Annotated in this window: 11 protein-coding genes; 7 read left to right on the top strand and 4 right to left on the bottom strand. The window is 72.8% G+C overall.

Features of this window, described 5'->3' with window-relative positions:
- Window positions 1-52: 52 nt before the first annotated feature.
- Entirely contained in the window at window positions 53-838 is a 786-nt protein-coding gene (locus tag ACFWE1_RS16720; protein WP_376934536.1) for an SDR family NAD(P)-dependent oxidoreductase, read from the bottom strand.
- Between the two features lie 115 nt (window positions 839-953).
- Here ACFWE1_RS16720 and ACFWE1_RS16725 point away from each other — a divergent pair, with 115 nt between their 5' ends.
- Complete coding sequence (locus ACFWE1_RS16725) at window positions 954-1,577, top strand: TetR family transcriptional regulator (RefSeq protein ID WP_376934537.1); 624 nt, start codon at window positions 954-956, stop codon at window positions 1,575-1,577.
- Here the strand turns inward: ACFWE1_RS16725 and tadA are convergent.
- Window positions 1,544-2,074 (bottom strand): tRNA adenosine(34) deaminase TadA, encoded by a 531-nt coding sequence (tadA, locus tag ACFWE1_RS16730; RefSeq protein ID WP_376934539.1) that lies wholly within the window; start codon window positions 2,072-2,074, stop codon window positions 1,544-1,546. The two genes, ACFWE1_RS16725 and tadA, sit on opposite strands and share 34 nt — an antisense overlap.
- Before the next feature lie 59 nt (window positions 2,075-2,133).
- On the opposite strand from tadA, the gene upp reads away from it, so the two are divergent.
- From upp to ACFWE1_RS16745, 3 genes are all read left to right on the top strand, one after another.
- Entirely contained in the window at window positions 2,134-2,766 is a 633-nt protein-coding gene (gene upp, locus ACFWE1_RS16735) for a uracil phosphoribosyltransferase (RefSeq protein WP_376934541.1), read from the top strand.
- Window positions 2,767-3,297: 531 nt separating this feature from the next.
- Window positions 3,298-4,059: a winged helix-turn-helix domain-containing protein gene (locus tag ACFWE1_RS16740; RefSeq protein ID WP_376934543.1), complete on the top strand. Its 762-nt coding sequence runs from the start codon at window positions 3,298-3,300 to the stop codon at window positions 4,057-4,059.
- 339 nt (window positions 4,060-4,398) lie between these two features.
- Window positions 4,399-4,875, top strand: a complete 477-nt coding sequence (locus ACFWE1_RS16745; protein WP_376934545.1) for a MarR family winged helix-turn-helix transcriptional regulator — start codon at window positions 4,399-4,401, stop codon at window positions 4,873-4,875.
- 357 nt (window positions 4,876-5,232) lie between these two features.
- On the opposite strand, the gene ACFWE1_RS16750 is transcribed toward ACFWE1_RS16745, so the two are convergent.
- Both ACFWE1_RS16750 and ACFWE1_RS16755 read right to left on the bottom strand, forming a co-directional pair.
- On the bottom strand, window positions 5,233-5,541 hold the full coding sequence (locus ACFWE1_RS16750; RefSeq protein ID WP_376934547.1) for a GNAT family N-acetyltransferase: 309 nt from the start codon (window positions 5,539-5,541) through the stop codon (window positions 5,233-5,235).
- A 127-nt stretch (window positions 5,542-5,668) separates the two neighbouring features.
- Window positions 5,669-6,997, bottom strand: coding sequence for a hypothetical protein (locus tag ACFWE1_RS16755; RefSeq protein WP_376934549.1), 1,329 nt, complete (start codon window positions 6,995-6,997; stop codon window positions 5,669-5,671).
- 491 nt (window positions 6,998-7,488) lie between these two features.
- Here ACFWE1_RS16755 and ACFWE1_RS16760 point away from each other — a divergent pair, with 491 nt between their 5' ends.
- From ACFWE1_RS16760 to ACFWE1_RS16770, 3 genes are read left to right on the top strand one after another with little or no spacing between them, the layout of a single operon-like run.
- Window positions 7,489-8,664: an alcohol dehydrogenase catalytic domain-containing protein gene (locus ACFWE1_RS16760; protein WP_376934550.1), complete on the top strand. Its 1,176-nt coding sequence runs from the start codon at window positions 7,489-7,491 to the stop codon at window positions 8,662-8,664.
- On the top strand, window positions 8,661-9,917 hold the full coding sequence (locus ACFWE1_RS16765) for a cytochrome P450 (protein WP_376934552.1): 1,257 nt from the start codon (window positions 8,661-8,663) through the stop codon (window positions 9,915-9,917). Before ACFWE1_RS16760 ends, ACFWE1_RS16765 begins: the two co-directional genes overlap by 4 nt.
- A 56-nt stretch (window positions 9,918-9,973) precedes the next feature.
- Window positions 9,974-13,540 (top strand): hypothetical protein, encoded by a 3,567-nt coding sequence (locus ACFWE1_RS16770; RefSeq protein ID WP_376934554.1) that lies wholly within the window; start codon window positions 9,974-9,976, stop codon window positions 13,538-13,540.
- Window positions 13,541-13,585: the final 45 nt, after the last annotated feature.

Here is a 13,585-nt window from a genome sequence, read left to right on the forward strand (position 1 = left end):
CGACTTCCATGGAAGTCGGGCAACTCGCTGTCGGGGCGTGCGGGGGCGCGACTCAGAAGTGCGTGCCGCCGTCGATGCGCACCTCGGTGCCGGTGATGAAGCGGCCGTCGTCGCTCGCGAGCATGGCGACGACGCTCGCCACGGTCTCGGGGCCGGCGAAGCCCTGGCCGAGTGCGGGCTGCAGCTTCATGAACAGCATCATGTCGGCGTCCTCGGGGAGGCCGGGGCCCTGGCTCTGCTTGCTCTGGCCGGAGCCGTCGGTCATGCCGGACGAGATCGAGCCGGGCTGCACCGCGGTGAAGCGGATGCCCTGCTTCGCGTACTCGGCCGCGAGCGCGTGGGTCATCGACTGCACACCGCCCTTGCTGGCCGCGTACGCCGCCATGTAGGGGTGCGCGAACGCGGCCGAGGTCGAGCTGAAGTTGACGACGGCGGCGCCCTCGCCCTGCAGCAGCGCGGGGATCGCCTCGCGGATGACGAGGAAGGTGCCGACGAGGTTCACCCGGATGACCTGCTCGAAGGCGTCGAGGCTCGTCTCGTGCGTGTGCGAGGAGCGCAGGATGCCGGCGGCGTTGACGAGTGCGTCGAGCCCGCCGAGCCACTCGACGGCGGCGGCGACGCCCGCGCGGACGGATGCCTCCTCGGCGATGTTCATCGTGACGGTGTGCAGGCGCTCGGCGGCGTCGCCGGCCTTGGTGACGGTGTCGGCGAGTCCGGCGGCGCTGACGTCGGCGGCGACGACGCGGCCGCCCTCGGCGAGCATGCGCAGCACGGTGGCCTGTCCGATGCCGGATCCGCCGCCCGTGACGAGTGCGCGGCGACCTTCGTAGCGGTTCATGGTGTTCGACCTTTCGAGTCCCAGGAGTTTTGCTACACGTTACGCCTGTCTGGCACAACGTGTCATCTTGTCAAACACCGCCACAGCCCGGACTATTTCCCGTACGCTGCCAGACGTGGAACGCACGCCGACCCTGACCGAGCGCCGCAAGGCGGCGACGCAGCTCGAGATCGCGAAGGCCGCCGCCGTGCGCTTCGCCGAGCACGGGGCCGATCAGGTCACCGCCGAATCGATCGCGGCGGCGGCCGGCGTGTCGCTGCGCACCTTCTACCGCTACTTCCGCACCAAGGAGGACGCCGTCGGCCCGCTGCTCGCGGTCGGCGCCGTCACCTGGCAGGCGGCGCTCGCGGCATCCGAACCCGGCGACCCGACCGCGGTCTTCCCCGAGCTCATCGCCCGCGTGCTGACCCCGGTCGACGACGCCGGGCGCGAGGCGCTGCGCTGGACCCACGGGCTGCTCCGCACCGCGGCCGACGACCCGGCGCTGCAGACCGTCTGGCACCGGGTGAACCACGACTCCGAGACGCGCCTGCGCGCGATCATCGCCGAGCTCGCCGGCGACAGGGCCGACCCCTTCGAGGTGCGGCTGCTCGCCGCGGCCGCGACCGACGCGATCCGCCTCGGCCTCGAGGAGTGGGCCGCGGGCGACGAGGACCCCGACGGCTCCGGGGGCGTGCCCGCCGCGCTCGCGGGGCGGGCCTTCGCTCAGCTGTCGAGCGGCATCTCGCTCGGCGGCTGACCCGGGCGGCCGCCGGACGAGCCGGACCCGGCGGGGCGATGCTCGGCACCGCCGAAGAAGCCGAGCAGCTGCGCCGCCGCAGCCTCGGCCTCCACCCCGCCGTAGACCTCGACCCGGTGATTCAGCCGGCGGTCGCGCAGCACGTCGTAGAGGGACCCCGCGGCCCCCGCCTTCTCGTCCCAGGCGCCGAACACGACGGTTGGCACGCGCGCGGCGAGGATCGCGCCGGCGCACATCACGCAGGGCTCGAGCGTGACGACGAGGGTGCAGCCCTCGAGCCGCCACTCGCCCCGCGCCGCGGCCGCGTCACGGAGCGCGAGCACCTCGGCGTGCGCCGTCGGATCGCCGCTCAGCTCGCGCTCGTTGCGCCGCTCGGCGATGACGCGCCCCTCGGCGTCGAGCACGAGGGCCCCCACCGGCACGTCGCCCGAACTCAGGGCCTCCTCGGCGACGGCGAGGGCGCGACGCATCCACGCCCGGTGCTCCGCCCGCTCCATCCGCGCCTCCGCTCGATCCGCTCTCGGCTGCCACGCTACCGCGCCGTAGAATCGGGGCCATGCGAGTCCACGTGGCGGATCACCCGCTCATCACCCACAAGCTGACGGTGCTCCGCGACCGCGAGACCCCCTCGCCGGTGTTCCGCTCCCTCGTCGAAGAGCTCATGACGCTCCTCGCCTACGAGGGCACCCGTGGCGTCCGCGTCACCGAGGTCGAGATCCAGACGCCCGTCGCCGTGACGACCGGCGTGCGCATCGCCGAACCGAAGCCGCTCATCGTGCCGATCCTGCGCGCGGGACTCGGCATGCTCGAGGGCATGGTCAAGCTGCTGCCCAGCGCCGAGGTGGGCTTCCTCGGCATGGCCCGCGACGAGGAGACGCTGCAGCCGACGACGTACGCCGAGCGTCTGCCCGACGACCTCAGCAACCGGCAGTGCTTCGTGCTCGACCCCATGCTCGCGACGGGCGGTTCGCTCATCGCGGCGATCGACTTCCTGCTCGCGCGCGGCGCGACCGACGTGACCGCGATCTGCATCCTCGCCGCCCCCGAGGGCCTGAAGGCCGTCGAGGAGGCGCTGCACGGCCGCGAGGTCACCGTCGTGCTCGGCGCCGTCGACGAGCGCCTGAACGAGCACGGCTTCATCGTGCCGGGTCTCGGCGACGCCGGCGACCGGCTCTACGGCACCGTCTGAGTCATCCCCTCCCCTGTTCGACGACGGGCGCCTCGATCGAGGCGCCCGTCGTGCTATATGCGAAGGATCTTCGAGCGGGCCCGCGCCAGCTGGCGCACTCACTGCAGAAGATTTTTTTCCGACCGAGTTTGTCGCTGATCCTTCGAGTTGCAGCGATGGTGGGCGAGAGGGTTTCGTGACGGCCGGATGCCGATGCACCGCGTGCGACGTCACACCCCGTCATCCACCGGTCACGAATTGACACATGCTCGCGGCTCCGATTGACTCTCCACCATGACCGACACCGCACGCACCCTGACCACCCGCGAGGTGAACAGGACTGCCGACATGATGATGTCGGCGCGTGCAGGCATGTGTTGTCGAATGTGCCGCTGACCCGCGACCTCTTCGCCGAGTCCCGCCGCCGATCCGCATCCAGATCGCCCGGACTCCTCTGAGCCGCCGCCCAGGCGCTCGCCCGGCCCACTCCGGCCAGTTCGCAGACCCCGCCGACGGGGTCGATCGCTGCACCCGCAACGCAAGGAATCCGTCATGTCGCTCGCACTCGCTTCCGCTCCCACCGCTCGCACCGCCCCCAGCATCTCGGCCGCCCCGGTCCGGGCCATCGCCGACGGCGCCCCCATCGCCCGTCTCGCCGCTCCGGCCGCCGAGCTCGCCCCCGCCCCCCGCGTCCGCGCCGTGCCCGAGGGCACCGAGGCTCGCGGCTTCGTGCTCTACGTCGGCATCGACGAGGGCAAGGCCGCCCAGGACGGCACCACGCTGCACCGCATCGTCGAGGCGCTCCGCCGACTGACCGCCGAGGTCGCCCCCTCCGCCGAGACCTACGCGGCCGTGGCCCTCGCCCCCGAGGGCGCCGGCGGCCGCGACGTCGATGTCGTCCGCCTCGCACTCCAGGACCCGGCCGCCCTCGCCAAGCAGCGCGAGGCCCAGGGCGACGTGCGCGACGACAGCGACCGCCACCCGAACGGCGTCATCATCGACATCTCGCGCAAGCGCGTGCTGCTCGACGGCGAGCCCGCCGGGCTCACCTACAAGGAGTTCGAGCTGCTGCAGTACCTCGTGCTGCGCGAGGGCCGCACGATCGACCGGCACGAGCTCATCGACAGCCTCTGGAACGCCGACGACGAGGCCCCGAGCGAGCGCACCATCGACGTGCACGTGCGCCGGCTGCGTTCGAAGCTCGCGCACTACCAGGACATCGTGCGCACCGTGCGCGGCCTGGGCTACCGCTTCGACCGGCACGCCGACGTCTCGATCCGCCAGGCCTCCACGCCGAGCCCCGACGTCTTCTGATTCCGGATTCCGATCATCCTCCCTCCGGCTCGGAGGGAGGATGATCGCCTTCCCGGATGAAGATTCGGGCCGAGGCATCCTCCCGCCGAGCGGATCTCCTCCGCGCTCCGCCGGTGCGCCACCGCAGAGATTTCCGAGCAGGTCTGGCGCCCGTTACCTATCTGTTATATATTCGATTTCGCACCGCTCGTTTGCTGTGGCGGGCGGTGTGGAATGTGATTGCAGGACACTCTTGGTGCAAGGGCGAGGGCCGGTCGTCAGCCTCTACGACCGGCCCTCAACCGTGTCCGGGCCCCTATTCTGGGAAGCGCGCTTGCGCGCTGACGAAGGGAGCCCCACGTGGTCGATCGGCAGCTCACCGTCGCGGCCTGGGAGTCGCTGTTCCGCGCCCAGGTGACCGTCATGCGGGCCCTGCAGCGGGACTTCCCGTCCTCGGTCGTGTCGATGAACGAGTACGACGTGCTGTTCAACATCTCGCGCGCGCCCGGCCGACGACTCCGCCTGAAGGAGCTCAATCGCTCCGTGCTCATCACGCAGCCGAGCGTCAGCCGCCTCGTCGACCGCCTCGCCGCTCGAGGCCTGCTCGTGAAGAGCGAGGACCCGGACGACGGCCGCGGCACCATCGTCTCCATCACCGCGGAAGGCTTCGACCTGTTCCGCCGCGTCGCGGTGGAGCACATGCAGTCGATCACCGAGCACATGGGCGCCTCGCTCGACGAGGAGGAGCTGCGCACGCTCATCCGGCTCACCACCCGCGTGCGCCAGGGCGCCGCCGAGGCGGGCGCGCCGATCATCACGCCCGAGGACGACGACTGATCCCGGCGCAGTGAATGACGGCCGACCGGCGGCACGCCGGGAACCCCGGCGAGCGGCGGGGTGAATGACGGTGGGGCGGGAACCCTACCTCCCGCCCCACCGCGGCCTCCGGGGAGGCCCTCCCCGCCGAGCGACCCGAACTGAGCTCGACGAGCAACCTCCCGAGCGGGGCGCGCGAGGGCGCACCGCGGCCACCATGGCTGGCGGGCATGTCGGGTTCGGGTTCCCGACTCGGGTTTGGGTGAATCGTATCCCTGCCGCGCGCCACGTGCCGCCCCCGGAACGGGGCACAAGCCGGTGGCGCCGACCGATCGGAACGCCCGCCACGACGCGGATGTGCGCCTCGCGGCGAGGCGCTCAGCGTGCTTCGGGCTCGTCCACCGGGTCGACGGAGCCGGCGTACTCGGGGTGCCGTTCGAGGTAGGCCCGGATGAAGGGGCACTCGGGCACGATGCGCTCACCGCGCGCCACGGTGTCGTCGAGGGCGAAGCGGGCGAGCCGGCTGCCGAGGCCCTGCCCCTCGAATTCGGGTTTCACGATCGTGTGCGTGAAGGTCGTCCGCCCGGCCTCCCGGCGGTACATCGCGAACCCGGCGACGACTCCGCCGGACCGGATCTCGTACCTCGACCGCTCGGCCACCTCGGCGAGCTCGATGTCCTCGCTCATGCGTTCCTCCGCTTCCGCTCGGCCGCGCGAAGCCGCGCGGCACCGTTACGTCGTGCAACGCCGGGCGCCCGCAGGGATTCCCGTCGCGGGCTCGTCGGCTGCCGGACCATCCGGCTCCCAGGATGCCTCAGACGAGGGCCGCGTGGTCCGGAGGGTCGTCGGCCGAGGCGTCCGTGCCGGGCAGGCCGAGGGGGCGGAGCCGGACCGAGCCGGATCGGCTCGGGCCGCGGAGCCGGGCCTCGTCGTCGCGGCCGGCGGGGCGGGCGTGCGCGGCCGATCCGGCCGGGGCGAGGCGACGGCGCGGTACCGCGTGCGCGTGGGCGGCGACGGCGGCCGTGGCGAGCCCGCGCTCGTGCTCGTTCGGTTCGGCCGAGGGGTGGGCGTGCGTCGTGGCGACGAGGGCGATGAGCCAGGCGAAGACGAGGGTGAACGCGACGATCTCGAAGACCGTCAGGTTGAACAGGCCCAGCACCTGGTACGCGAACATCGCCGCCACCTCGATGCCGAGGAAGACGAAGGAGAGCACGACGAGGGTGCGCGGCATCCGCCGGGCGAAGGCCCGCACGCAGCCGGCGAGCCCGGCGAAGCCCGCCGCCGCCGCGCACGCGAAGACGTTGTGCAGCAGCGTGTCGGTGTCGATCGGCACGAGGCCGACGCCGGCGAGACTCGCACCGATCACGGCGATGAGCACCCGGGCGGCGCCGAGCCCGCCCCGGCGGGCGGCGAAGCGCGCCTCGCCGAGGGCGCGGGTGAGCGCCGGGCCCAGCGCGGCCATGCCGAGTCCCGCGATGACGATGCCGACGTTGAAGCTCGCGGCGGCGAGGTCGTCGCTCGTGCCGAGCGTGCTGAAGTTCAGCGTCCACCACTCGCCGGTCGGGGTGATCGACATGGCGCCGAGGCTGCCGGCGGCGAGCAGCATGGAGACGAGGTTGAAGGTGCGGTACGCCTCGTGGCTGATCGCCTGGTGGTGCAGCTTGGCGGTGCCGACGCCGAGCACCGTGCCGAGCAGCACGCCGGCCGCCTCGTGACCGCCCGGCATCCACGCGAACGCCGGCGCCGCGAAGTGCACGGCGAGCAGTGCGATGCCGGCCCAGACCATGCCGTTCGCGATGGCCCTGGCCCGGTCGTCGAAGCCCGGCAGGCCGAAGCGCATCGCGGCGGCGAGGCGTTCCTCGGAGGCGGAGACGACGAGCAGCAGCATCGCGACGGCGATGGCGCCGAGCGCGGCGAGCGGCATGACGGCCGCGTCGGCGGCGCCCCAGCCGCCGAGGGCGTGGGCCTGGGCGTCGAAGCCGAGCCCGCGCCCCTCCACGCTGAGCAGCCGGGCGAAGACGATGCCGAAGGCGAGGGCGATGCCGAGCACGAAGACGCGGCGCAGGGCCCGGGAGGAGCGCAGGGCGATGGCGGCCAGCGGGTCGGAGGCCGCTTCCGCGACCCGCACGGACTCCGTGCGCACCTCGGGAATCGAGGCGTTCGAACGCTCGCCATTCAGCCGGACGTGCTCTTCACGACCGGCGCAATCCGGGGCCGCCATGCGACGCCGCAGGGAGTGTACCCGGAGTGTTGGTGCCGGGGTGGCCCCGACAAACGCACCCCTCATATCCGGACTCTCGTTCACGGGAATCAGACAAAACGAGCCTATCGGCGCCCCCACGCCCGAATCGTCGAGAATCCACCCAAAACGGGGGGCAAAGTCCCAGAATCCGGGGCAGAACGGCCACCGAGCGGCGAGAATCCCGCCCCTTCGCCTCGGCGAACGGGCGGGCACCGGAGCGGCGGGCGGGGCTCGAAACGACGATCCCGGCGGCCGGCGCGCGCACCGGAAGAACTGCCCGCGAAGTCTACCGCATCGTGATGATTCCTCGCGGATGCGGGACGGGACCGGCTCGTGGGGCTCGGGCTGTCAAGGCCCTGTCCGAGTCTGCTGCCGCCCGGTAGACCCGGGACATGCGAGCACTCACCTGGCAGGCCCAGCAGCACGTCGCCGTCGAGACCGTCCCGGATCCCGTGATCGAAGACCCGGGCGACGTCGTCATCCGCGTCACCTCCACCGCGATCTGCGGATCCGATCTGCACCTGTACGGCGTGCTCGGTCCGTTCCTGCACCGCGGCGACGTGCTCGGGCACGAAGCGATGGGCGTCGTCGTCGAGGTCGGCCGCGACGTGCGCCGCGTCGCGCTCGGCGACCGCGTCGTGGTGCCGTTCGCGATCGCCTGCGGCGAGTGCGCGATGTGCCGGCTCGGGCTCACGACGCAGTGCGAGACGACCCAGAACCGCGACTACGGCACGGGCGCGCAGCTCTACGGCTACACCGAGCTGTACGGCTCGGTGCCGGGCGGGCAGGCGGAGTACCTGCGCGTGCGCCGGGCCGATGCGAACGCCGTGGTGGTCGGTCACGAGCTGCCCGACGACCGCTACCTGTTCCTGAGCGATGTGCTGCCGACCGCCTGGCAGGGCGTGGAGTACGCGGCCGTTCCGCCCGGCGGCACCGTGGCGGTGCTCGGCCTCGGCCCGATCGGCCAGCTCTGCGTGCGGATCGCCCGGCACCGCGGACTCCGGGTGCTCGCGATCGATCCGGTGCCCGAACGTCGCCTCCTCGCCGAGCGCTACGGCGCCGAGACCTTCGATCTCGACGACGACTCGCTGCCCGCCCTGCTCGACGCGACGGAGGGGCGCGGCCCCGACTCGGTCATCGACGCGGTCGGCATGGAGGCGAAGGGGAATCCGGTCGTCTCGGGGATGCAGCGGGCGATCGGGATGCTGCCGGACGCCGCCGCCCGGAAGCTCATGCTCTCGGCCGGGCTCGACCGCCAGGCGGCCCTCCTGCTCGGCATCGAGGCTGTGCGGCGCGGCGGCACCCTGTCGCTCGTCGGGGTGTACGCGGGCACGGCGGACCCCATGCCGATGATGCGGCTCTTCGACAAGCAGATCCAGTTGCGCATGGGGCAGTGCAACGTGCACGCGTGGCAGGAGGCGCTGCGGCCGCTCGTGGAGGACCCCGACGACCCGCTCGGCACGGAGGACCTCGCGACGCATCGCGTGCCGCTCGACCGCGCGCCGGAGATGTACGAGCTGTTCCAGAAGAAGGAGCAGGGCTGCGTGAAGGTGGTGCTGAAGCCGTGAGCACCGATCGGACGCCCGACGAGCCGCTGCCCACGACGCACGCGCTCGACGACTCGCTCGCCTTCCTCCGCGAGGGGTACGGCTACGGCGGCCGCCGCTTCGCGCGGCTCCGGGCGGACGGCTTCCGCACCCGACTGCTCGGCCACCCGACCGTCGTCATGCGCGGACGGGACGCGGCCGAGGCCTTCTCCGCGCCCGACCGCATGTCGCGCGGCTCCGCCATCCCGGCGTCGGCGATGCACCTGCTGCAGGACGAGGGCAGCGTCCAATCCCTCGCCGGCGTCGCGCACCGGCATCGCAAGCGCATGTTCCTCGAACTGCTCGACGACGAGTACGCGGCACGCCTCGCCGAGCGATTCGCGGTGGACTGGGCGGCCGCCGTCGCCGCGGAGGCGGGCCGCACGGTCTCCCTCGCCGAGCTGTGCAGCCGGGTGCTGACCAGCTCCGCCGTGGCCTGGTGCGGCATCCCGGTGCACCTCGTCGAGGTCGAGCGCCTCGCCGACCGCCTCGGCGCGATGGTGGAGCACGCGGGACACGTCGGCCCGAGGAACTGGCTCGCCCGGGCCCGTCGCCGCGGGGTCGAGCGATGGGCGGCGGAGGCGGTGACGGCGAGCCGGACGGGGCGGCTGGCTCTGCCGAGCGACGCGCCCCTCGCGATCGTCGCCCGCCAGACGGGCTCGGACGGCGCGCTGCTCGACTCCAGGACCGCGGCCGTCGAGCTGCTGAACCTCCTCCGCCCGATCGTGGCGATCAGCCGGTACCTGGCGTTCGCGGCGCACGCGCTCGAGCGCCACCCCGGCTGGCGGAAGGCGCTGCGCACGGATGCCGAGGCGCGCCTCGACTTCGCGCAGGAGGTGCGCCGCTGGTACCCGTTCTTCCCCGGCGTGCTCGGCACCGCGGCGGCCCCCTTCGAGTGGCACGGCCACCACTTCGAGCCCGGCGACCGCGCCATGCTCGACCTGTACGCCACCGACCACGATCCCGCCGAGTGGACGCAGGCCGACGCCTTCGAGCCCGGCCGCTTCCTCGGCGGCGCGCCAGGCGGCCCGCTCGTGCCGCAGGGGGCCGGGGACGTCGAGGGCGGCCACCGCTGCCCCGGCGAAGGAGCCACACTGGCGGTGATGACCCGGTTCCTCGCGCTGGCGGCCGCCGAGCCGGCGCCGTACGAGGTGCCGCCCCAAGACCTGCGGATCAGTCTGCGCCGGGTTCCCGCGCTGCCTCCCGGCGGCCTGCGGGTGCGCCTGCGCGGCTGACAGGCGTTGCACTGAGGTTTCCTCAGGTCTAGTCTGCGGTCTCGGGGGGATCCATCATGACGCGTGCGCAGCATCCGAACACGAACGGCCTCGGCACCCGAGCCCGAGCCCGCAGACCACGTTGGCTCGCCTCGACCGTCGCGATCGCGGCGCTGCTCGTCGGGGGCGGCGGCGCGCTGACCGCCGCGAACTCGGCGAGCGGCGCGCCGGGCAGCCCCGGCATCCCCCGCGCGGCATCCGTCCCCGTCTTCGCCGAGGACTTCCAGAACCAGCTCGCCACGAACGGCATCCGCCTGCCGCAGTACACCGGCGGCCCGGCGGCGAACGCCTCGACGTACGTCGCGAGCCCCGCCTGGCTGCCCGCGGGCGACCAGTGCAACGGCTGGATCCTGCGCTCCTCGACGCCGCGCAACGCCGTGGTCACGGGCGTCGACTCCGGGTGCGACGCGACCGCCTGGGCCCGGCTCCAGGGCATGGCGACCGCGATCGGGCTGTTCCGGGGCGAGACGCTGCCGGTCGCCCAGCAGAACCAGATCCTCTCGGCCTACACGAACGGCGGGTCGAACCCCGGCCCGGGCGTGCAGTTCCAGACCGCGAAGCCGATCACCACGAGCATCACGGCCGGGCACTTCTACCAGATCAGCGCCATCTACGGCGCGGTGAACTGCGTCTCGGAAGGACCGGGGCTCGGTCGCCAGGACCCGAGCCTCACCTTCAACCTGATCCAGAACCAGACCGGGTCCGGCCCCACCCCCGGCACCGGGACCGGCACCGTCACGACCCTCGCGAGCGGGCTGAACCCGTGCACCGACCCCGCCGCCCGCATCATCACGACCGCCGGGCAGAACTACCACATCGCGAAGCTGAACTCGCAGGGCTTCCGCGCGCCCGCCGGGGTGTCGACGATCGGCATCCAGCTCTACAACGCCGCGGGCGGCTTCCGCGGCAACGACTCCGGCTTCGACGACCCGCAGATCGTCGACGCCACGCCGCAGCTCGACAAGGTGTTCTCGCCCACGACCGCCGTGGCCGGCGGCACGACCACGCTGACCTTCACGATCACGAACACCGACGAGCTCGCCGCGAAGAACGGCTGGTCGTTCACCGACACGCTGCCCGCCGGGCTGGCCTTCGCGGGCACCCCCTCGACGAACTGCCCCGCCGGCGTCGCCACGATCGACGGCAACGCCATCACGGGGTCGGGCAACCTCGACGCCGGCACCGCCTCGTGCACCTTCACGGTGCTCGTGACGAGCGCCGTCGCGGGCACCTACACGAACGGCCCTGGCAACATCGGACCGCTCGACGGGCTGCTCGAGCCCGGCGACAGCACCGTCGTGTTCACCGTCCCCGAGACGCCCGCGATCTCGCTCGTGAAGTCGGCCGACCTCGCCGACCCCTCGGAGTTCGTCGTCGACCGCACGGTCACCTACACCTTCCAGGTCACGAACTCCGGCAACGTGCCGCTGACCGCTGTCGCCGTGGCGGAGACCGCGTTCGACGGCAGCGGCACGCCGTCGGCGATCTCCTGCCCGCAGACCACCCTCGCCGTCGGCGCCGGGATGAGCTGCACCGCCACCTACGTGCTGACGCAGGAGGACATCGATCAGGGCAGCGTCACGAACACCGCGCAGGCGAGCGGCACGCCGCCGAGCGGGCCGCCCGTCACCGCGGACTCGACCGCCGTCGTCTCCGGCGACGAGACGCCCTCGATCGCGATCGTGAAGGCCGCGGACGCCTCCGGGGTGCAGCAGCCGACCGAGGTCGGCGACCCGATCGCGTACACCGTCACCGTCACGAACACGGGCAACGTCACCCTCGTCGACGTCGAGGTGGTCGACACGCTCCTCGGCGACGGGCTGAGCTACACCTGGCCCGGCGACGAGGGGGTGCTCGCGCCCGGGCAGTTCGTGACCGTGACGGGCAGCCACGCGGTGACCCAGGCCGACATCGAGGCCGGCCTCGTCACGAACACGGCGACGACGACCGGGCAGACGCAGGGCGGCACCCCCGTCGAGGCCGGACCCGCGACCACGACGACCCCGCTCACCCAGGCGCCGAGCCTGCTGCTCGGCAAGGAGGCGACGCCCGACTTCGCTTCGCCGCCGGGCGTCGGCGACCTCATCGCCTACGACTTCACGATCGAGAACACGGGCAACCTGCGGCTGGAGAACGTCTCCATCACCGACCGGCTGAGCGGGATCACGGCGATCACGTACACCTGGCCGGGCGACCCCGGCGTGCTCGAGCCCGGCGACATCGCGACGGGCACCGCGAGCTACGCGATCACCCAGGCCGACATCGACGCCGGCGGGGTGATCAACCGGGCCGTCGCGAACGGCACGACCATGAGCGGGGCGAACACGCCGTCGAACGAGGTCGAGACGGAGACGCCGATCGATCGCAGCGACGCGATCGCCCTGACCAAGACGGCGGATGCCTCGGGCCTCGGCTCGCCCGCGGAACCGGGCGACCCGATCGTCTACCACTTCGTGGTCACGAACACGGGCAACACGCCCCTGACCGGCGTGAGCATCGCCGAGCAGCTGCCGGGCGTGAGCGCGCTGCGCTACACCTGGCCGGGCGCCGACGGCGTGCTGCGCCCCGGCCAGTTCGCGGTCGCGAGCGCGAGCTACCCGGTGACGCAGGCCGACCTCGACGCGGGCGAGGTGACGAACCGGGCGACGGCGACGGGCACCGGCCCCGACGAGGACGAGGTCGAGTCGCCGCCCGCCACGACGACGACTCCGCTCGACGAGGCCGCGAGGATCACCCTCGTGAAGTCGGCGAGCCCGAGCGACGCCGCGAGCTTCACCGTCGGCCAGGTCATCACCTACTCCTTCGTCGTGACGAACACCGGCAACGTGACCGTCACCGGGCTCGCGATCACCGAGGACGCGTTCTCGGGCAGCGGCCCGGAGAACCCGATCACCTGCCCGAGCACGCCGCTCCCGCCCGGCCGGCAGGCGACGTGCACGACGACGTACACGCTGACCCAGGCCGACGTCGACGCCGGCCAGCTCGCGAACACGGCGCGCGCGACCGGTGCGGCCGGTGACGAACCCGTCGAGTCGAACCCCTCCTCGACGGTGATCCCGGCGCTGCAGAGCCCGGCGCTCTCACTCGTGAAGTCGGCCGACGTCGAGCGCGTGACCGCGGTGGGCCAGGTCGTCTCGTACACGTTCCGGGTGACCAACATCGGCAACGTCACCCTGCGGACCATCGAGGTCGCCGAGACCGACTTCTCCGGGGCCGGCACGGCGCCGGTCGTCACCTGCCCGAGCGCCGCCGCCGAGCTGCTGCCCGGGGCGTTCGTCGACTGCGAGGCGAGCTACACCGCCGTGGCCGCCGACCTCACCGGAGCCGCGATCGAGAACACCGCCGTCGCGACGGGCACCGCGCCCGACGAGTCGCCGGTCGAGTCGCCGCCCTCGTCGGCGTCGGTCGAGACCGTGACGCCGACGCCGACGCCGACGCCGGTGCCACCGAAGCCGGGCCCGCCCCTCGCGGGCACCGGCTGGGAGCCGCCCGTCGGGGCGATCGTGATCGCGCTGCTGCTGACGGCCGCGGGCGTCGCGGCGCTGCTGCTCGCGCGACGTCAGCCGACCGGTCGGCACCGCTGACGGCTCGGGGGATGGGGCCGGGCGGCGGGGACCCCCGGCCCCGAC

Origin of the sequence: Agromyces sp. NPDC060279, from assembly GCF_042726785.1 — a bacterium.
Classification (GTDB): Bacteria; Actinomycetota; Actinomycetes; order Actinomycetales; family Microbacteriaceae; genus Agromyces.

Excerpts from the sequence above, each read along its gene's own strand:
- ACFWE1_RS16770 (WP_376934554.1), top strand. The coding sequence starts at position 9,974 with ATGACGCGTGCGCAGCATCCGAACACGAACGGCCTCGGCACCCGAGCC.
- ACFWE1_RS16740 (WP_376934543.1), top strand. The coding sequence starts at position 3,298 with ATGTCGCTCGCACTCGCTTCCGCTCCCACCGCTCGCACCGCCCCCAGC.
- tadA (WP_376934539.1), bottom strand. The coding sequence starts at position 2,074 with ATGGAGCGGGCGGAGCACCGGGCGTGGATGCGTCGCGCCCTCGCCGTC.
- ACFWE1_RS16760 (WP_376934550.1), top strand. The coding sequence starts at position 7,489 with ATGCGAGCACTCACCTGGCAGGCCCAGCAGCACGTCGCCGTCGAGACC.
- ACFWE1_RS16720 (WP_376934536.1), bottom strand. The coding sequence starts at position 838 with ATGAACCGCTACGAAGGTCGCCGCGCACTCGTCACGGGCGGCGGATCC.
- upp (WP_376934541.1), top strand. The coding sequence starts at position 2,134 with ATGCGAGTCCACGTGGCGGATCACCCGCTCATCACCCACAAGCTGACG.
- ACFWE1_RS16750 (WP_376934547.1), bottom strand. The coding sequence starts at position 5,541 with ATGAGCGAGGACATCGAGCTCGCCGAGGTGGCCGAGCGGTCGAGGTAC.